This is a genomic window from Marinomonas sp. SBI8L (assembly GCF_001624705.1).
In the GTDB taxonomy this organism is placed as follows: Bacteria; Pseudomonadota; Gammaproteobacteria; order Pseudomonadales; family Marinomonadaceae; genus Marinomonas.
This window is the reverse complement of the sequence record NZ_JSEO01000001.1, coordinates 449514-468397: the sequence shown is the minus strand read 5'-3', so window position 1 is coordinate 468397 and position 18884 is coordinate 449514. Positions and strand designations below refer to the sequence as shown.

The 18884-nt window shown below is 41.9% G+C and carries 17 protein-coding genes and 1 riboswitch; of the genes, 2 read left to right on the top strand and 15 right to left on the bottom strand.

Annotation, left to right across the window (positions count from 1 at the left end):
* Positions 1-14: 14 nt before the first annotated feature.
* The gene (locus tag OA91_RS02000) at positions 15-494 is read left to right on the top strand and encodes a cupin domain-containing protein (RefSeq protein WP_063337821.1); all 480 of its coding nucleotides are present in this window, start codon (positions 15-17) and stop codon (positions 492-494) included.
* A 149-nt stretch (positions 495-643) separates the two neighbouring features.
* Here OA91_RS02000 and OA91_RS24815 read toward each other — a convergent pair whose 3' ends face one another.
* From OA91_RS24815 to OA91_RS01990, 3 genes are all read right to left on the bottom strand, one after another.
* On the bottom strand, positions 644-871 hold the full coding sequence (locus OA91_RS24815) for a DUF1772 domain-containing protein (protein WP_197477699.1): 228 nt from the start codon (positions 869-871) through the stop codon (positions 644-646).
* Positions 872-1129: a hypothetical protein gene (locus OA91_RS24380; protein ID WP_197477698.1), complete on the bottom strand. Its 258-nt coding sequence runs from the start codon at positions 1127-1129 to the stop codon at positions 872-874. It lies immediately after the preceding gene.
* A 162-nt stretch (positions 1130-1291) separates the two neighbouring features.
* On the bottom strand, positions 1292-1747 hold the full coding sequence (locus OA91_RS01990) for a Crp/Fnr family transcriptional regulator (RefSeq protein WP_063337820.1): 456 nt from the start codon (positions 1745-1747) through the stop codon (positions 1292-1294).
* Positions 1748-2062: 315 nt separating this feature from the next.
* On the opposite strand from OA91_RS01990, the gene OA91_RS01985 reads away from it, so the two are divergent.
* A complete protein-coding gene (locus OA91_RS01985) occupies positions 2063-2959 on the top strand; it encodes a LysR family transcriptional regulator (RefSeq protein WP_063337819.1) in 897 nt (298 codons plus the stop codon).
* Between the two features lie 313 nt (positions 2960-3272).
* Here the strand turns inward: OA91_RS01985 and atzF are convergent, their stop codons facing one another.
* The 12 genes from atzF to nhaC all read right to left on the bottom strand — a co-directional run bounded on the left by atzF (position 3273) and on the right by nhaC (position 18845).
* Positions 3273-5060 (bottom strand): allophanate hydrolase, encoded by a 1788-nt coding sequence (atzF, locus tag OA91_RS01980; protein ID WP_063337818.1) that lies wholly within the window; start codon positions 5058-5060, stop codon positions 3273-3275.
* Between the two features lie 27 nt (positions 5061-5087).
* Entirely contained in the window at positions 5088-8834 is a 3747-nt protein-coding gene (gene uca / locus OA91_RS01975) for an urea carboxylase (protein ID WP_063337817.1), read from the bottom strand.
* Positions 8835-8957: 123 nt separating this feature from the next.
* Positions 8958-9596, bottom strand: a complete 639-nt coding sequence (locus OA91_RS01970) for an urea amidolyase associated protein UAAP2 (RefSeq protein ID WP_063337816.1) — start codon at positions 9594-9596, stop codon at positions 8958-8960.
* A gap of 8 nt (positions 9597-9604) precedes the next feature.
* Positions 9605-10342 carry an urea amidolyase associated protein UAAP1 gene (locus OA91_RS01965; protein ID WP_063337815.1) on the bottom strand — a complete coding sequence of 246 codons (738 nt, stop codon included), beginning with the start codon at positions 10340-10342 and terminating at the stop codon, positions 9605-9607.
* 59 nt (positions 10343-10401) lie between these two features.
* Entirely contained in the window at positions 10402-11232 is an 831-nt protein-coding gene (locus OA91_RS01960) for an ABC transporter ATP-binding protein (protein ID WP_063337814.1), read from the bottom strand.
* 8 nt (positions 11233-11240) lie between these two features.
* The gene (locus OA91_RS01955) at positions 11241-12056 is read right to left on the bottom strand and encodes an ABC transporter permease (protein ID WP_063337813.1); all 816 of its coding nucleotides are present in this window, start codon (positions 12054-12056) and stop codon (positions 11241-11243) included.
* Between the two features lie 69 nt (positions 12057-12125).
* Positions 12126-13175: a putative urea ABC transporter substrate-binding protein gene (locus OA91_RS01950; RefSeq protein WP_063337812.1), complete on the bottom strand. Its 1050-nt coding sequence runs from the start codon at positions 13173-13175 to the stop codon at positions 12126-12128.
* 58 nt (positions 13176-13233) lie between these two features.
* Positions 13234-13344, bottom strand: a riboswitch (guanidine-I (ykkC/yxkD leader).
* 251 nt (positions 13345-13595) lie between these two features.
* Positions 13596-13904, bottom strand: a complete 309-nt coding sequence (locus OA91_RS01945; protein ID WP_063337811.1) for a DUF6482 family protein — start codon at positions 13902-13904, stop codon at positions 13596-13598.
* 137 nt (positions 13905-14041) lie between these two features.
* The gene (locus tag OA91_RS01940; protein ID WP_063337810.1) at positions 14042-15673 is read right to left on the bottom strand and encodes an ABC transporter ATP-binding protein; all 1632 of its coding nucleotides are present in this window, start codon (positions 15671-15673) and stop codon (positions 14042-14044) included.
* A 12-nt stretch (positions 15674-15685) separates the two neighbouring features.
* Positions 15686-16180 carry a hypothetical protein gene (locus tag OA91_RS01935; RefSeq protein WP_063337809.1) on the bottom strand — a complete coding sequence of 165 codons (495 nt, stop codon included), beginning with the start codon at positions 16178-16180 and terminating at the stop codon, positions 15686-15688.
* 173 nt (positions 16181-16353) lie between these two features.
* Positions 16354-17274, bottom strand: a complete 921-nt coding sequence (locus OA91_RS01930) for a DMT family transporter (RefSeq protein WP_063337808.1) — start codon at positions 17272-17274, stop codon at positions 16354-16356.
* A gap of 98 nt (positions 17275-17372) precedes the next feature.
* Positions 17373-18845: a Na+/H+ antiporter NhaC gene (gene nhaC / locus OA91_RS01925; RefSeq protein WP_063337807.1), complete on the bottom strand. Its 1473-nt coding sequence runs from the start codon at positions 18843-18845 to the stop codon at positions 17373-17375.
* Between the last annotated feature and the right edge of the window lie 39 nt (positions 18846-18884).

Below are 18884 nucleotides of genomic sequence, written 5' to 3'. Positions count from 1 at the left end.
ATTAGGAGAAAGTTATGGGTCTGCTTATTAATGATAAGAGAGTTATTAAGGCTTATATAAAAGAAATGAGAGCTGTGAAGGCTTGGAGAAAAGCCGCGCAGCTCTTTAGTCTCATTGCGTTGTTAAGCTTATCTAATCATGGGTTAACACACGAAGGTGATGCCCATGATGTTAAGCGACAAATGCTTAATATTTTAGCACTGCCTGAGTTTGAAAAAGCCTATCTCACGACCTTAACAGTTGAATTACAGCCCGAGGTGCGTGTTGGCTCACATACACATGAGGGCATGCTCTATGTTTATGTGCTGCAAGGAAGGGTGAGATCAAAATTAAAAGGCAGTGAAGCCAAGGATTATAAACAAGGAGATGTATGGGTAGAACCTTTAGGTTCTGTTCATGAGTTAACTGAAAACCTTAGTCACAATGAGGTCGCTAAGATACTCGTTCTTTCGATAGGTGAAAAAGGTACATCCTTGAGTACTTCTATCAAATAGCTCATTTTAAATAGTTCTTTTTGGCGCATTTTAGAGAAACTCCCATGATAAGTATCTTATTTATCATGGGTGTAAACTTGCTCGAAAATAGTCTTCAGCCCCCGTGCTTTGTGGCTTATCAAGGCGTGAAAATAGCTCATACAGAGACATTAGCTATTCGTTTTATCTTGTTTGATGAGAAGAAATAAGGCGCTAACGAAGAGAATAAAACTAAGTAGAGATCGGAATAGGTTCGCCTGATTCCAAGCATCTCGGGTGTTTCTCCAATCAGAAGGCAAAGTTGAAGAAGTCCAAGATTCGGTATAATAATTAAGCGGCAAATTAACGAACTTGGTGAAAAGAATTATTCCTGTTAAGTAGAGCGTTCCGAGCAGCAATCAAAAATAGAAAATACTCTTATTTTTGATATTCAAAACAGCACAAAAATAGGGAAGCGCTCCTGCACCGAAGAAGCATAAAAAGAAACCTGTATGACGTACATTGATGTTGAAGAGAGACTGAACTTCAGCGTAGGTACTCGCATCAACAGCTAACATTGCGTAATTAACATTAAACGAATAGGTCGCAAAAAAGCCCGCCATTAATCCAAATAAAGCGGTAGCCGTTAATCCACTAAGCTGTTTTATTGTTAGCATCTGTTTGCACTCCTTAAAAACACTCATTATCTAGGGTTTAAAATGGTGTGCATTAACAAATGTTAATTAGCTAGCGTGTTTTAGACGAGAAAGGGTGACAGAGGTGATGCCTAAAAAGCTCGCTATATGATGAGCAGGAACTCTCTGAACTATGTCAGGATGTTATTTAAGCAAGTTTTCATAGCGTGCTTTGGCTGGAAGCTGTAGCCATTCTTGCTCTCTTTGCATTTTACTATCAAGCAATTTATCAGACCAAAATAGGGTGAATTTAAGCCATTCCAGCTCGCTCTCAAAAGCAGATTTAAAGTCATCTATATGCCATTGAACTGCTTTAACATTAGAGAGTGCTTCGATCGTAAAGCCTGCTGCTTTTTCTTGTAGGCTTGGCGTGACAGGCCAGAATATATCGCCTTCAAAAAAGAAGTTTTTGTTATGCTCCTTTCCATCAATGGCTAAATAGAACATTCTCACAACGCCTGATTCAATCAGCGTAACCTTGTTCCAAATATGAGAAGCATCAAGTAAGCAACTTCCTGCAACGGCATCAATTTCTTTGCCCAACGTATTTAATCTGTTAAGGGTATTCATAGAAACATGAGGAAGGGGTTCAAGAGCCAAGAAATTACTCCTTAAAATCTGGATGCTAAGTCAGGTTTTATCTTACACGTTTTATGACTATTTATTATCTTTAACTGAAATGCTCAGCTTATGGCTTGTCAACTTTTGTCCACTCGCTGAGGTGGGAAGACTTATTCGCAGCTTCCCTAATTACCGAATAGGTAGTTTTATAGTCTACTTAAACATGAAAGCCATTTAAATTAACAGGTTAAACCAGTCTCACTTATTCCCCCATGGCATTAGAAAAAATATGGATCTAATATAAAGGATATTACTGGGCCTATAGATATAAAAACAAATAAGAAGTACGCAAAAATGAATCATGTAGATTGGGGGTTACTAAAGACATTCCTTGCTGTTATTGAATTAAAGAGTTTGTCTAAAGCCGCCCAAGAGTTAAAAATATCACAGCCAACGGTTGGTAGACATATTGAACAATTAGAAAAAGATTTAGGTAATTTATTATTTGATAGAACCGCTAGAGGTTACATTGCAACTGAATTCGGTTTAGAGCTTGCACAAGAAGTAAAGCAGATGAACTCTCATGCAATGGCAATTTCTAGCCTTGCTGACATGCGTTCTAATGTGGTTAGTGGCCCGGTTAGGATTTCAGCAAGCAATACTATCGCTTTAAAAATTTTGCCTCAGTTAATGGGGAAGCTACGCGAAAAATACCCTCAAATTCAATTGATCATTAGCCCTTCGGATAAGGTTGAAAACCTACTAGAAAGAAAGGCTGATATCGCTTTAAGAATGGTGAGGCCCACTCAAAACGATTTAATTACCAAGAGAATATTAAATCTAGAAATTGGCTTTTATGTGTCGAAAAAATATCCACGATATAAAGAGCTTATGGCATCTGTAAATGCAAAGGACTTTGATGCTGTGTTGGGCTTTGATTTAATAGGGCAAGATAATTTTACAGATATAAAAGATGGCTTAAACAAAAGTGGGTTCGACATTAATGATGAAGATTTTGCTCTTAGAACTGATAGTTATGTCTTAATTTATGAATTAATCGAAGAAGGTTTAGGGTGCGGCTTTTGTTTAGATATTGCTGCTCGTGAAAAAGAAAACATGGTTAGATTATTTAAAGATGAATTCATTGCTTCTTTCCCGATTTGGATCACCGCTCACAGAGAGTTAAAGTCGAATAAAAGGATGAGACTTATATATGACGAGCTCTCAGAACTTTTAAAAAACTTCAAATAAACGGATGGCTTGTCTAACAGCTATCTAACCAAACAGAGTAGAAATTAAGTGATGCTATCGCTTTTGTGACATTGAGCGCTTTCTAATAGCTTTTAATTTATTACTTACTTTTTTAGTTGTTTATAAAGTAAATGACACCTTGAATGTTATCTATTTAGTCGTTACGAGCACACTTTTTCGTGTTATCAATTGATTAAAGAAAAGAGGTTAAGGTAAAAAGAGAGATAAGAAATGTTAGGTTTGATAAACAGCTAGTAGCAAAACCAGCAGGTTCGGGGTGGCTTTGCTACTCTTGTTTATTAGTAAAACAGCGCTATTTCTTAGATTGAATATAATTTGCCCAACCACCAAACTCTGTAATCTTGGTAGCATCTAATGTTGCATTCCCCTCACTCATAAAACCGCAATACCAGTTACCATCTGCAAGCTCTACCTTACCGATACCAAGCGGTGCAGGGATGCCAGCAACAAAAGAGCCAAAGTGCTCTATCGGCATAGACCAGACTTCGACTTTAATGGCTTGACCCGCTTCATCATCACGTATCATCGCTGGGCGTTTACCATCTGGTAACGCATAGAGTTGATACTTGGCAGCACTGAGTGTTTTGCTAACGAGTGTGGCGTTGCGTTCAGTGAGCTGCCAATTAAGGGGAAAACCTTCTAAATGAGCGCCGCAGACGACCACATCGATATTTTTTTGTGGGGCTGCAATGGCGGTAGACTCATAAGTTTGTAAGGGAAATTCACTCGCACCTTGGGGTAAATCTAGGGCTTGATGTAAGGCTCCAGCATAACTTAAGAGTTCGATATCTCTAAATGCATGGCTAAAGAAAGTTACACCCCAACTTACTTTATTTGTGGTAAAGCCAACAGGAATACTGGTTGCAGCGTAATCCAATAAATTCATAAAGTTGGTATAAGTGCCTAAAACCGAGTTGTATTTGATTGGCTCCTGTCGCAAGGCTTCACGGGTGAATTGAGTTGGGCAAGTGGGTGTGAGCATAAAATCAACGGCATCTACTTGGGCATCGCACACTTTCTTAAAGCTTTGTAAGGCATATTGTGCGCTGAAGGCATCGGCTGCGGTTTTACCTTCTGCTGAACCTATAATGGTTTGAATCACAGGTAACATGGATTCACGTTTTACATCATGGGTTGCTAACCAACGTTCTGCCACCCAAGGGCCTTCGTACAGGAGTTTTGCTGCTGTGGTAAAAGGCACAAAATCTATGGTGACTTTAGTGCCACCAAGGTTTTCTAAACGCTCTACGGTTTGTTCAAACAAGGCTTTCGTTTCTGGGTTTTGATAAAAATCTAATTCAGCGGGTACACCAAAAGTGAAGTTTTGAGGTAGCTTAGGTTCAAAGTAACGTAAGTGGTTTTCTGGTTTGTTAGGTCTTGCATAGCTATCTGCTTCGTCATATTGGCCTGCAATGCTGGTGACCAAAGCCGCATCTTGTGTATTTAGCGCGAATACTGTGATGCAATCCAAGCTTAAGCAAGCAGGTACCAAGCCAGAGTTACTGAATAAGCCTTTTGTTGGTTTGTGACCGATGAGGTTATTTAATGCGGCTGGTACACGGCCACTGCCGGCTGTGTCTGTGCCAAGTGCAAAACTTACTTGGCCTAAGGCGGTGCTTATGGCCGAGCCTGCGCTTGAACCACCTGACACATAATCAGTATTAAAGGCGTTTACACCTTCACCATAGGGGCTTCGCATACCGACTAGACCTGTGGCGAATTGGTCTAGGTTCGTTTTACCTAGTGGAATCGCGCCAGCTTTCATTAATTGCTCTACCACAAAGGCGCTTTTGCTTGGTGTGTATTCAAAGTCTGGACAGGCCGCTGTGGTTGGTACGCCGGCTAGGTCTATGTTGTCTTTGATGGCAAATGGTACGCCATATAAAGGGAGTTCATCTATGGTTTTACCTTCTAAATAGCTTAGGTATTCAGTTAATTTTGTCTCATCCAATAAGGTAATCCAGGCATTATATTCGGCCTGCTCTAGGGCTTGTTGTCGGAGCGAAAAAATAAGTTCTTTGGCTGTGGTGTCATTATTTTTATAGGCATTTTTAAGTGCAATAATATTTAAGTTAAACATGGGATATGTCCTTTAAACGTGTATAAGTTAGGCAAGTTCAGTGACTGGCGCGAGTTCTATTAAGGCGAGGGCTTGTCCTGACTGAACCGATTGTCCTTGCTGCTTTAATAAGCTTCTTACTTGGCCATCACAGCTGGCATAGATTTCTATTTCCATTTTCATGGACTCCAAAACCATTAATACGTCGCCTGCTTTTACGGTTTGGCCTTCTTCTACTTTGCACTGCCAAACATTGCCCGATACAGGGCTATCGATAGCATTAATGTTTTCGGCTGAGATAAGTTCTGCTAAGGCCTGCTCATCATCTTGGCTAGTCTCTGGTTCAACCACCTCATAGGTAAGTTGACCATTCTCCTTCCAACGGGCGAGTTCTTCATCGAAGGCCTCATCTCTGGCTTTAACAAATTCCGTCATTTGAGTTTGATTAGCGTCCAAGAAATTTTGGTAATCATTTAGGCTAAACTGTGTTTCTTCTATCCTTAGGGATACTTGGCCTTTTGGTAATGCTTCTCGAATGTGTGCTAGCTCTTCTGGGCTTACTTCATAGAATTTTATTTGATCAAAAAAGCGTAGCAGCCAAGGTTGGGTAAACTCTTTGGTTTTACGGTAGCGATTCCACATTTGTGACGTACGACCCACAAATTGATACCCACCTGGGCCTTCCATCCCGTAAACACACATATAAGCCCCACCAATACCAACTGAGTTTTCAGCGGTCCAAGTACGAGCAGGGTTGTACTTTGTTGTGACCAGTCGATGGCGTGGGTCCAATGGCGTTGCAACGGGTGCACCTAAATAAACATCTCCTAATCCCATCACCAGATAATCCGCGCTAAAGACAGTGTCTTTCACCGCTTGAATATCTTTTAGGCCATTAATACGGCGGATAAACTCTAGGTTACTTGGACACCAAGGCGCGTCTTTACGTACCGATTGCATGTATTTTTCTATGGCTAATTGGCAGGCTTCATCATTCCAACTTAGTGGCAAATACACTGTGCGAGAAGGTAAGGTGAGGTTTTCGGTAGTGGCCACATAATGACAAGCCTGATCAATTAAACGAGTGAGCTTGTCTAGACTCATCACTTGAGAGTCAAAGTGAATTTGAAGAGAGCGAATGCCAGGTGTTAATTCTCTTAGACCAGATTCTGGATGCGTTTTTTTATAGTTTTCTAGCCATAACATGAGGGCGTGAACTTTAAAACGACGTGGAATATCAAGCGCTAATGGACCTAATTCGACAAGTAAGAAATGATCTCCCGCTAAACGGCAAATTACCTCGTCATTCCCAATTTTCCCTTGATGTACTTTGGGGGAAGCTAAAGCGGCTGGGTTAATGCCGCGACTAGTTACTTGCTCTGACTCTGACTTAGATAAGGATACTGATTCAGCCACCAAGCTTAACTCACGTATGTCGCTTATTTGCGCTTTTTCGAGGGAAATAGCCTGAGCGTGTGTCACGGGAATAAATTGAATTTTACTACCGGCTTTTAATTGGCCTAGCTTCCAAAGGTCGGCACTAATGACAGTAGCAGGGCAAACAAATCCACCCAATGATGGGCCATCTGGACCAAGAATAACGGGCATGTCACCCGTAAAATCCACGGTACCAAAAGCATAGGCATTATCATGAATGTTCGAAGGGTGCATGCCAGCTTCGCCGCCGCTTTCTCGTGCCCATTCAGGCTTGGGCCCGATAAGACGAACACCTGTACGAGAGGAGTTGTAATGCACTTCCCAAGTATGCTCAAAGAAGGTCTTTATATCTGTTTCGGTAAAGAAATCTGGTGCGCCATGGGGCCCGTAGATAACCCTTAATTGCGAGATTTCTGGATTAAAGGTTTGCTTGGCTTGCTGCTGAAAGTTTGCGGATAAAACGGGCTGAGTTTTCAGACTGCTCTGTGTATTCGTTTTTTGATTAGTCTCTTTATTCGTCTTTTTATTAGATATTATATTAGCGAGTTCTATCACGTCTCCAGTACGCAGTGCTCGGCCCACATGGCCACCAAACTGGCCTAAGGTAAAGGTAGATTTTGAGCCTAAATAGTCAGGACATTGGATGCCATTTTTAACGGCAAGATAACAACGCGCGCCAGTTCCTTTGACTTTTCCTATGCTTAGGGTTTGGTTTGCATCTAGGTGAATGACTTGGTTCATTGCAACTGGGCTGCCATCCAAACTCACATCAAATTCGGCACCAATTAGAGCAACATCACAAGATGTATGAAACTTAAGTCTAGGGCCATTTAAGGTTATTTCTAAGGCGGCAGCATCAAGGTTATTCCCCAATAATTCATTGGCTAAGCGAAAGCTAAGTGAGTCCATTGGGCCAGAAGGTGGTACGCCAACATGCCAGTGTGCTTGCCTGCCGGGATAGTCTTGAATACTTGTCTGGGTGCCGCCACTTAATACAGAAAAACTAGGTGTCTGGATTTTAAAATCAGCCAGATCCTTGGTAAATAGTTGGCCACCTTGATGCATAGGGCCATTTAGAATAGCTTGAACATAAGCCTTGTTAGTTTGTATGCCATAGAGGGTGCTGTGATCAAGGGCCTGTTCTAATTCGCTGATTGCGGTTTGTCTATCATCCGCTGTGGTGATGACTTTTGCCAACATAGGGTCAAATAGAGCGGGTACTTGGATACCTGACTCAATCCAAGTATCAATACGTAAGTTATCTTTTTGTGGCCAGTTTACCTCTGACAATAAACCGCTACTGGGTAGGAAGTCTTGTGCTGGGTTTTCAGCATAAATACGGGCTTGAATACTATGGCCTGAGGGTGTGAGCTGTGCTTTAAACGCCTGTAAATCTTCCATTTCTCCTGCTGCTTGCTTGATCATGCAATCAACCAGATCGACTCCCCAAACGGCTTCCGTTACGCCATGCTCAACCTGTAATCGCGTATTTACTTCTAAAAAGTAAAATGCATTAGCATCATGATCAAAGATAAACTCAACGGTACCGGCATTACGATAATTAACCGATGCCATTAAGCGCTCTGCGGTGTTATGGAGCTGTTCACGGACGTCATGAGTTAAATTGTGTGCTGGCGTTTCTTCGACAACTTTTTGATTACGGCGCTGGGCTGAGCAATCGCGTTCTCCAAGGCTAATGGCTTGTCCTTGTCCATTGGCAAAAATTTGTACTTCGATATGTCGTGCATTTTTTATGAGTTTTTCTAAGAAGACGCCATCGTTAGAGAAGTAGTTTTCACCTAACCTTTTAACGCTTTCCCAGGCAATAAGCATTTCATCTTGATTGAGGCAGGCTTGCATTCCAATACCACCACCGCCAGCGGTGCTTTTTAGCATGATAGGGTAGCCAATCTTATTAGCCCAATGTATGGCGTCGTTTCGTTCGGTTAGTAATGGTGAGCCTGGTACAAGCGGTACGCCGGCTTGTTCTGCTGCATCCCGTGCTAGGTGTTTCAAACCAAATAGGTTCATTTGTGTGCTTGTCGGGCCAATGAAAACGATGTTTGCTTGTTCACATTGACTCACGAACTCAGTATTTTCACTTAAAAAGCCATAGCCTGGATGAATGGCATCTACTTGGTGTTGTTTGGCAATCTGAATGAGTTTTTCAATATTAAGGTAGGTGTCTGCGACACTGTTATCACCCAGACATACAGCAATATCAGCTTGCTGAACATGTAATGAGTCTTTATCTTCTTGGTGATAAACAGCAAGGGATTGAATACCTAATTTTTTAAGTGTGCGAATAATGCGAGTGGCTATTGCACCTCGATTTGCAATCATTACCGTGTTAAACATAACGGCTCCAAACTTGCGGGTCGTCCCGAGAATAAATACATTAATCAGGTCGTCCTGACTAAAAAATGCAAAAAATAGCGTTAATGCAAATGGGCTAATGGGTTTATAGAAATACGGTTTATCCTAAGACCAGACCAAGACCTGAATCGGGGTGGGGTCATAACCATTACATGGGTTGTTTAATTGCGGACAATTTGAAATTAATACCAAGGTATCCATTTTTGCCTTTAATTCAACGTACTTACCCGGTGCTGAGATACCATCTTCAAAGGTTAATTTACCCTCTTGAGTGACTGGCACATTCATGAAAAAGTTGATGTTGTGAGTGATATCCGCTTTGCTCAATCCATACTCTTCATTTTCTTGAATGGCTAACATCCAGCTATCACGACAGGCATGCATGCAACGTTTTTCCAAGTCATACCTCACTGTATTTGATTCAGTGGCACAGGCGCCGCCAACAGTGTCATGACGACCACAGGTATCTGCGACGATTTCGAGCATGTCTCTGTTTAAATTGGTTTTTAAAACAGAGTGTGTTGTTAGATATAACGCACTTTGTTCACGTACTGTGTCCATGGCGCTGTAGCGTTCGCTGACATCATTGGCATTATAAAATAGGGTATCGGCTGCTTGATTACCTTTAAGGTCAACAAGGCGTATGGTTTCGCCTGCCTTGATACAGTGAAAAAAGTAATCACCAGCATCGATAGATTGTGAGAATTTAGCGTCTTCTACGTTTAATAAGCTTGCTTTAATCATGGTGGCTCCTATAAACCAAAGTGGTATAACGCGTTGTTTTCAAAACCGCGACGATTTTCTGGGCAGTGGTTCAGGCACTCATCGTCATCATGCATTGTTTCGGCTTGACTCAAGCTGATAGCAACAGGTTTGTTTGGGTATTCTTTTGCTTGGTTAAGTGGGTGAGGGCAGGTATGCAATACGACCAGTGTGTCCATTTCGAATCTTAATACGACTTCGTCCCCAGCTTGGCTATGTCTTGTTAGAGCGAGTTTGCCCGCTTCGTCGGCACTGACTTGGCTAAACCAATTTACATTGGCACAAAGGTCTTGTTTGCTGAGGTTGTATTTAGCGAGTTCCACTAAAAAGCTATCGAAGCCATTTTGACGCCAAAGGTTGTGGTCCCCTTGATAGTCACGTTTGCCCCAGCTTTCTTCTATGTGCTTTGCATGTGAAGTACCGCAAACGGTTTCATGCCAGCCAAAACTATCAGATGTGATAGAACAAAAGATGCGGCCCATTTCGCTGTATAGACAGTGGCCTTGGGTGAGTTTGAATGTGTGTTGGCATTTTAGAGTATCTGGTGCGTTGTATTTTTCACTTAAGATACTTGGGTTATAAAACAACATACCAACATTTGCGCCACCTTCTATGTCTTTTAGGCGCAGTTCAGTGCCTTTTCGAATAATGGTAGACCAGTGGCTCGCACCAGGGATGTGAGTTTGATAGTGCTTATCTTTAAGTAAACTTTGCAAACTATTTTTCATTTTATCAATTTACTCTTTAAGTTGAAGTATTGGGTTAGGTTAAAGGTTAAGGTTGAGCTTTAAGCTGAGAGTCGATTTGACTCTAAGGACTTTTCGATTTTTACAAAGCTTGCTTCATCCGTTTTACCAATAGGCAGATCAAAGGTAATCGTACTGCCATAACGATGTGGGGCATGTGGATCGTGCCGCGTTTTATCAAATACCCATAAGCGAGTACCTAAATAGAAGCCTTCGTTTAGATCATGGGTCACCATAAAAATGGTGAGTTGATACTTCTTCCAAAGCTCTAACACCAACTTATGCATGTCTTTTCGGATGCCCGGATCAAGGGCGCCGAATGGTTCGTCTAGTAGCAACACTTTGGGGTGTTTAATTAGCGCTTGAGCAATGGCTAGCCTTTGTTGCATGCCACCAGAAAGTTCGTGTGGGTACTTGTCTTTTGCGGCGAGTAGCCCAACGGCTTCGAGCCATTCATCTGTTTCAGTTAAGGCTTGTTTACGTCTCTCGCCAAATAGCCGACCTAATACTGGACTCGCTTCAAACTCTTTTGAAATGGCAACATTTTCACGCACGCTCAAGTGAGGGAAGACAGAGTACTTTTGAAAAACAATGCCTCGATCTGGACTCGGTTCCGCAACTATAGGTTTACCTTCTAATAAGATATCCCCTTTAGAATGGGCCACTGTGCCGAGTAGCATGTTTAAAAAGGTGCTCTTACCACAGCCAGATGTGCCGACCATGGTGATGAATTCCCCTCGTTTTACTTCGCAATTAATATTATCTAGTACTAGATTTTCACCGTAGGACTTAGCCACATGATTAAATTCAATCTGAGTTTGGGCAGATTCATCTGTTTTATTGGCTGGTTGCGCGTTATTTTGTTTAGTCATAATTACCTCTACTTAGCGCTGTGATACCAGGGGAACGCCTTTTTACTGGCATGTACCAATAGCCAATCTAATAAGAAAGCTAAAAAGGTAATCCACATGACGTAGGGAAGAATGATGTCCATCGAGAGGTATCGACGTACTAAAAATATGCGATAACCCAGACCTTCTGTGGCGGCAATAGCTTCAGCTGCAATCAAAAATAACCACGCTGTACCTAAACTTAAGCGCAGTGCATCAAGTAATCTGGGCAAAATTTGCGGTAATAAAACACGGTTAATCAGCTGTACTGAGTTGGCACCTAACGTTTGCGCTTTAACGAGCTGCTCTTGAGGGATTTCCTTTGTTTTCTGATAAAGGTCACGGATCAAGAATGGCGTAATTCCCACTATGATAAGCATGACTTTAGATAGCTCTCCAAGCCCAAACACAATGAAGAGTAAAGGTAATACCGCCATAGGAGGAATCAGTGAGAGGGTGGTGATAATAGGGCTGAGATTAGCCGCCATTAAAGGAATCGCCCCTGTTATCAAGCCTAATACCAAGGCAATTGCCGCCGCACACGCGACCCCCATCAATAAGCGTTTTAAGCTGCTTACTGTGTCTTTCCAGAATATGTATTCGCCAGTGCGCTTACTAGGAGTAAAGGCAAGTCTATCTATCGCGCTATAAAATTGGCCGACACTCGGTAAAAGTTTATCGTTAGAGTTTTCAGCTTTACGCGCATCAGAACCCCATTGATACAAGGCCATGACAAGAATAAATGGGATCACACCTAATACAAATGCCAAGGTTTTAGAGGGTGTTTTGTTTATCCAGCGTTTCATATCTTTCTCTCTAATTTAAGGGTGAGAGTAAGCTCATGGCTTACTCTGCGTGTTTAAAAAAAGATTGGATTAGAGATCGCCTTTGGCTGCCATTTCCATGTAGCTAGGATCAAAACGTAATTTGATATTGTGCTTATCCCCGAAGACACCACTTGGTGTTTCTATTCCTATAAAGCCAGCGTCTGCTGCACCATCACCCAATAGTCCATGGTCGAAAGAGAACTCAGCAACGTATTGCATTGTGTCCTTTAGCGCCGGACTTTTGACAAATTCGACAGCGTCTTTTGCTTGGTAGAACATTTTGGTTGAGGCAAGTTGGCTTTCGAATCCAGACAAGTCAGTACCAGAGGCTTTACCCATATGTTCGCGAACGGATTCTTCTTGCTTCATTTTGTCCATGATTTCGTACCAAGCACCGACTAGGGCTTTACCTAATTTAGGGTGCTGGTTTAAAACCTCTGTATTCACAATCAAGGTGTCTATGATTTCTCCTGGGATCTGAGAGCTATCAAATACCTTGTTGCTATTCGGCATATCAAGAATTTCACTCACTAATGGATTCCAAGTGGAAACAGCGGTGACATCACTGGTAGTAAATGCTGCGACAAGGTCGGCATCTGAGGTATTTACCACTCTGACATCGCGTTCTGAAAGGCCAACACTGTTTAAACCACGTGCCAATAAGTAATGGGAAACACTTAATTCAACAAGGTTAATGTTTTGCCCTTTAGCATCGCTAAGAGATTCACCGTCTTTTAAGATGACGGCATCGTTGCCATTGGAGAAGTCGCCGACGATTAGGGCGGTAGAATCAACGCCGCCAGCAGCAGGAATTGTCAGAGCATCTATGTTAGCCATGGTGCAAGCATCAAATTCACCGGCTGTGTATTGATTCATAGATTCGACATAATCATTGAACTGCACAACATCGATATTGATGTCGTACTTGTCCGCCCATTTTTGCACTATGCCGGATTGGCTACCATATTCCCAAGGCATCCAACCGACATAGATAGACCAACACACCTTAAAGTCTTCTTTGGCATGGACAATCGGCGCGTTTAACGCCCCAACAACAAGAGATGCACTTAATAATAAGCTGGTGGTAAGTTTTTTCATTTGGAACTCCCAAGTGATTAATGGTTACGTAAGAGCAATCTTGGCTAATGCCAACTGATTCTCCCGGGCTTTTATCCCTCCGTGTAACCTTCACTGAGAATATCAGGTGAGGTCGATAGCTCTCGGACCAGACACTTTTTTCAAAATCGGAACCCTAGCTATACTATTGCAAATTGTATGTTCAGGCGTTTGATAGGCTATTTTAGCCATCGCCAAGATTACCTGTTCTTAGATTTAGCAAGTTAGATGCCAAGTTTTTAAAAGTCGTAAATGCGGGGTTTTAGCGTGTTTTTCGAATAAAAAGCTTACTTTTTTGACTTTATTTTGGGCGTGAGTGTGTCGGTGTGTGCTGTTATAGTGCAAGTTTTATAGGCGTTTTTAGGCATATAAAACCCGTTGCTAAGCCTTAGTTAAGGCTGGTTAATACAGCTTACTGTCTCCAACGGGCACTTCCATTTCGTTGGTGGCGTTAAGTGGGCCGCCAATCATCTCATCATAAGCACTGGTGTGTCTTATTACATGCTTAGCCGCTTTAACCTTACGGAGCTGTTTTTGTAAGCTGAGCACATTGTTACCCTTTAAATTTATCTCAGATTCATCTGTAATCATGTGCTCTTCAGCATCATCTCCCCCTGAAATAAGGGCGCTAACCGTATATAAAGCAGGGTCCAAGCTATTAAAAATAAGCTTTTCTATCTCTGAGTATTGCTCTAATTGACTAAGTTTCATCATGACTCCAAAGCTAAAGGATTCGCTTGCCTAGTTAAGGTTTTAGTATAGCTGCGAATCCTTCAACTGATTAGCTTGGGCGGTATTTGTTTAAGTAGAACTAATCGGTTGCTTATAAGTTCTTTAATATCTGAAACTTAAGCAACCTTGCCTTCATTAATCTCAGGCTCAAGGTCAAAAGATGCGGCAATGAGTTTTTGGGTATAGCTACTTTTTGGATTCTTGAAAACCTCTTCAGCTGAGCCTTCTTCCATCACTTCCCCTTTTTGCATCACCATTACTCGGTCAGACAAAGCTTTCACCACGCTTAAGTCGTGGCTGATAAACAAGAAGCCAATATTGTGCTGCTTTTGAATATTCTTCAGTAAGTCGATGACTGTTAGCTGGACTGAGCGGTCAAGGGCTGAGGTGGGTTCATCTAACAAGATAAAAGAAGGCTCTAGAATCAAAGCGCGGGCAATAGCGATACGTTGCCTTTGCCCACCCGAAAACTCATGGGGATAACGATTGATGGAGTGAGCTTCTAAACGAACTTCCTCTAACGCTTTACGGGCTTTTTGCATGCGTTCTGCTTTAGATAATTCAGGACGATGAACCGTAAGCCCTTCGGTGATAATTTCGCCTACAGTCATACGTGGTGAAAGGGAACCATAAGGGTCTTGGAAGACGACTTGAATATCTTTTTTAAGATCAAATCTGTCTTTTTTGCTGAGTTTGCTAACATCTTGGCCTTTAAATTCTATTTGGCCACTTGATGGTAATAAGCCAATTAAGGCTCTGCCTAGGGTGGATTTACCTGAACCAGATTCGCCCACTATGCCTAGGGTTTCACCTTGTTTTAAATTTAATGAGAGGCCTTTAACGGCTTCAAAGTATTCCTTCTTACGGCTAATGAGCTGAGTGCCGATATGGTATTTCACCTTAATGTCGTTGGCTTTAAGTAACTCGGTTGCATTTTTAGGTGGCTCATCCTTTTGGCCTCTTGGTGTCGAGTCGATTAGCATCTTAGTATAGGGAAGCTGCGGATTTTCAAACAGGCTTGTTGTTTCCCCTTGCTCCACTAGTTCGCCCTTACACATGACTAAGACTCTATCGGCAAGGTGCTTGACCACACCTAAATCATGGGTGATAAAGAGCACAGCCATACCCATTTTAGTCTGAACTTCTTTAATCAGGTTTAATACTTCTGCCTGTACTGTCACATCCAAAGCTGTGGTAGGTTCGTCTGCTATCAAGATGTCTGGCTCGTTGATAAGCGCCATAGCGATCATGATGCGTTGTAATTGCCCGCCGGAAAACTCATGTGGGTATTTACCATAAGCTTGTTCAGGAAAGGGGAGATGTACTAGGTTAAAGAGTTCTAATACTTTAGCTTTTGCCACTTTTTTAGAAACAGAGCGATGGCATAACATGGCCTCAGCGACTTGAGTGCCAACCTTCAAATAAGGGTTAAGTGAGGTCATGGGCTCTTGGAAGATCATGCCAATTTTATCCCCACGAATCTGACGCATGTCTTTTTCGGATTTGGATAAGATCTCTTCACCTTCAAAGACAATACTAGACTCTGCCTTGATGCTGGCGTTCTTAGGTAAAAGTTGCATCAGGGCATTACTTGAAACCGATTTACCACTACCGGATTCGCCAACAATCGCTAGGGTTTCTCCCTTGTAAAGTTCAAAGCTTAAATTTTTAACAGCATCCAATGTGCCTTGGGTTAAGGCAAAACTAATAGAGAGGCTTTTGACCTCAAGAATAGGGGCGTGTGACATGAGATTTCCTTATCAATTAAGCGCGACTGATTGCGCGCTCATTACTCTGTGTTGGGTGAGGCTCCTAAAATGATGGTGGCTTTCTTGTACTTGCTGAAGCTCACGAGCCCAATGAGATTCATCATGGGCAGCACAAAACGCCGTCATATGTTTGAGTAAATCATCACTATTCGACTCTAGTGATTGAGTAGAGTGTTTTACCAATAGATTTGGCTCAAGGTAGATAAACTGCAAAAGCGCGTAAGACTGATTAAGCAGATCAAAGGCGGCATCGTACTCACCCATATGATTCAGGATTTCAGATTGGGAAACACTCGCATCCTTTAAGCCCCTTAATAGACAAGCAAACTGACAAGGTCTTGTATCCTCATCAGTTAAGGCATCCTGAATATGTTGGGGGAGGTGTTGAAGCACCTTATCAAACATCTGATGAGCAGCAGACCAGTGCCCATCTTCAAGTAATTGCTCCGCCGTTAAATAGTTAGTCCAGCAATCTTGTAAGCTCATCTAAACACACCTTTAGTTAAACGTTACGGCTATTTAAATGGAATTAAGGTTTAAATGCAAATGGTTATCAAATGCATTTGTATCGTTTGTAATTAAAAACCTCTTTTATTTAAACTAGTAATGATTTGGTGTGTATGGCTGTTAGTTTGAATTGATGATGGTATCAAGGCTTTTTAGCTAGGTTTAAGTGATCTGGCTGTTTTGTTACTGCTAGACAAAATAGATAAGCTTGTACCCGAAATTAGAATTATCATTATCCCAATTATCGCCAGTGTATTGGTTGTATGCTCCCATAGGAGATAGCTCCATAGCGCGGCAAAGATTAAAAAAGTGTATTCAAAGACAGCGGTGAAAGAGGGCTCTCCAATTTTATATGCTTGAGTGATGAGGACGACAGAAATGACGCCACCTAAAGCCTGGCCTAAGGTAAGGGTAATGAATGTAGGTGTAATTGTTTTCCACTCTTGCCAAAGAAACTCTTTAGACGTTACTGGCCAAATCGATAAAATAATGAGCATTACTGCACTCACTAACCCCATAGTAATGAAGACGCCAATAGTTAATGTTGAAGCGGACTCATTAGCGCACCAGTAGCGCGTGATAAGCATGCCAAACCCATAAAAAGCCCCAGCAATGAGAGGAAAAAGTGACATAAAGGATAAGGACTCAGTGCTTGGTTGTAACAGCATAAGCACGCCAATAAAGCCCAGTGTAATGGCAACTATTTGGGATGATTTTGCTTTGTTTTTAAAGACAATAATGGAGAAGATTAACACCCAAATAGGGGCGCTAAAAAGGCCAGCGCCTGCTTGGGCTACAGGTAAAAAACCTAAGGCAGCAAAGTAGACTAAAAGCCCCGAGGCAATAATAAAGCTTCTAATAGAGACTAATTTTAAGCTCTTAATTTTATAAGGTATTTTGAATAGATAAAGTCCAAAAAATAAAATAGGTAGGGCGAAGAGTGTACGAAATAACTGAAATTGCCATAGGCCTGCTTCTTGGGACACAAGGCCGACAAAGTTATCTGTAAAGCTTAAAATAGCAGAAGCCAATATGGCTAACGTTGCTGCTTGCATGCTTTTGTTTAAACCCATGTTGAATCCTTAATCTGGTTTAGATTTATGCGAAGAAGTAGCATTAAAAAAGCGAAGCCAGTGGTGAGCCAACTTCGCAAAGGGTTAAGGGTACAAATTTAAACTTTGAGGTTATTTGCTAGTTTGGATTCATCTTCGGGGGCTTGACCATTAACGACTTGTTGGTTTTTTGGTTCCCTATCTTCTAGTCGAGTCATGGTCCATCCCATGTAAGCAAACAAGATAGTGACTAAAGGCGATAGCCAGCAGTAGAAGTTAAAGGGTAAATATAAAAAGGTTGGTACACCAAGTGTGGCGGCTTGATAGGCCCCACCAGCATTCCAAGGGACTAGGTTTGCAGTAACTGTTGCAGAGTCTTCAACCGCTCTTGAAAGGTTTTCTGGTGCAAGACCTTGCTCTTCATAGGCAGTAGAAAATGATCTAGCCCCCATGATAATTGCCATGTATTGATCACATAAAATGATATTCGCTGCGACACATGTTGATGCTGTTGTCGCGACTAAAGAGCCCGTTGAACGTGCATAGGTCAAAATCTTTTCAGCCACGACACGTAGTTGACTAGTCCTCTCCATGACACCACCAAACATCATACCGGTGAAAATTAAAGAGATAGCAAACATCATTGAATCCATACCACCGCGAGTCAATAAGGTATCTACATCAGGATCTCCTGTAATTGATTCAAAACCACTGGAGGCTACTTGTACTAACGACTCATAATTTGCTCCTTGGAATAGCGCAGCACATAAGACGCCGACTAAAGCACCAATAGTGATCCCAGGAATTGCAGGTACCTTCTTATAAGAAACAGCAATAACAATGAGTATGGGGGCAAAAACAATAGGATTAAGGTTAAAGTTGGCAGCTAAAATTGACTGGATATGCTTGATACGGGCTAAATTTCCCGCACCTGCGTCATAGGTTAATCCAATAATCAGTTCTATGATAAAGGTTAGTACAAAGGTAAAGCTGGTTGTGTAGGACATGTGCTTTACATGTTTAAATACATCGATGCCCACCATTGCTGAGGCGATATTTGTGGTATCGGATAAAGGTGACATCTTGTCGCCAAAATAGGCACCAGATAAAACTGCACCTGCTACAAGGGGTAAAGGAAAACCTAGTCCGCCTCCAATGCCGATTAAAGCGACACCGACGGTTGCGGTTGTCCCCCAACTGGTACCAGTTGCTACGGATGTAATGGCACAGATAACTAGGGTGGCAGGTAGGAAGAAGGTTGGCGAAATAAGCTCTAAACCATAATAAATAATCGCAGGGACAACACCGGCTAAAATCCAGATTCCCACCATGATACCGACAACAATTAAAATGATGACGGCTGGTATTGCTGAAGAGATACCTTTAACCATTCCGTTTTGAATGCTTTTCCATTTAAAACCGCATCTTAATGCAATTAAAGAAGCAACAATAACTCCTAGAATCATCGGAATTTGAGGATCTAGTCCATATTTTACAATAGAAAAAGTCACCCCAGAGATAAGGGATAACAATGAGATTAACGCTTCCCATAGGAAGGGCTTTCGAGCGTAAGTGGGTATATTTGTATTCATCTTTCTAGCCTATTATTTTATTTTTAGAATGATGTGTCG

Excerpts from the sequence above, each read along its gene's own strand:
- OA91_RS01970 (WP_063337816.1), bottom strand. The coding sequence starts at position 9,596 with ATGATTAAAGCAAGCTTATTAAACGTAGAAGACGCTAAATTCTCACAA.
- uca (WP_063337817.1), bottom strand. The coding sequence starts at position 8,834 with ATGTTTAACACGGTAATGATTGCAAATCGAGGTGCAATAGCCACTCGC.
- OA91_RS01955 (WP_063337813.1), bottom strand. The coding sequence starts at position 12,056 with ATGAAACGCTGGATAAACAAAACACCCTCTAAAACCTTGGCATTTGTA.
- OA91_RS01965 (WP_063337815.1), bottom strand. The coding sequence starts at position 10,342 with ATGAAAAATAGTTTGCAAAGTTTACTTAAAGATAAGCACTATCAAACT.
- OA91_RS01940 (WP_063337810.1), bottom strand. The coding sequence starts at position 15,673 with ATGTCACACGCCCCTATTCTTGAGGTCAAAAGCCTCTCTATTAGTTTT.
- OA91_RS02000 (WP_063337821.1), top strand. The coding sequence starts at position 15 with ATGGGTCTGCTTATTAATGATAAGAGAGTTATTAAGGCTTATATAAAA.
- OA91_RS01950 (WP_063337812.1), bottom strand. The coding sequence starts at position 13,175 with ATGAAAAAACTTACCACCAGCTTATTATTAAGTGCATCTCTTGTTGTT.
- nhaC (WP_063337807.1), bottom strand. The coding sequence starts at position 18,845 with ATGAATACAAATATACCCACTTACGCTCGAAAGCCCTTCCTATGGGAA.
- OA91_RS01935 (WP_063337809.1), bottom strand. The coding sequence starts at position 16,180 with ATGAGCTTACAAGATTGCTGGACTAACTATTTAACGGCGGAGCAATTA.
- OA91_RS01930 (WP_063337808.1), bottom strand. The coding sequence starts at position 17,274 with ATGGGTTTAAACAAAAGCATGCAAGCAGCAACGTTAGCCATATTGGCT.
- OA91_RS01945 (WP_063337811.1), bottom strand. The coding sequence starts at position 13,904 with ATGAAACTTAGTCAATTAGAGCAATACTCAGAGATAGAAAAGCTTATT.
- OA91_RS01960 (WP_063337814.1), bottom strand. The coding sequence starts at position 11,232 with ATGACTAAACAAAATAACGCGCAACCAGCCAATAAAACAGATGAATCT.
- atzF (WP_063337818.1), bottom strand. The coding sequence starts at position 5,060 with ATGTTTAACTTAAATATTATTGCACTTAAAAATGCCTATAAAAATAAT.
- OA91_RS24380 (WP_197477698.1), bottom strand. The coding sequence starts at position 1,129 with ATGCTAACAATAAAACAGCTTAGTGGATTAACGGCTACCGCTTTATTT.
- OA91_RS01985 (WP_063337819.1), top strand. The coding sequence starts at position 2,063 with ATGAATCATGTAGATTGGGGGTTACTAAAGACATTCCTTGCTGTTATT.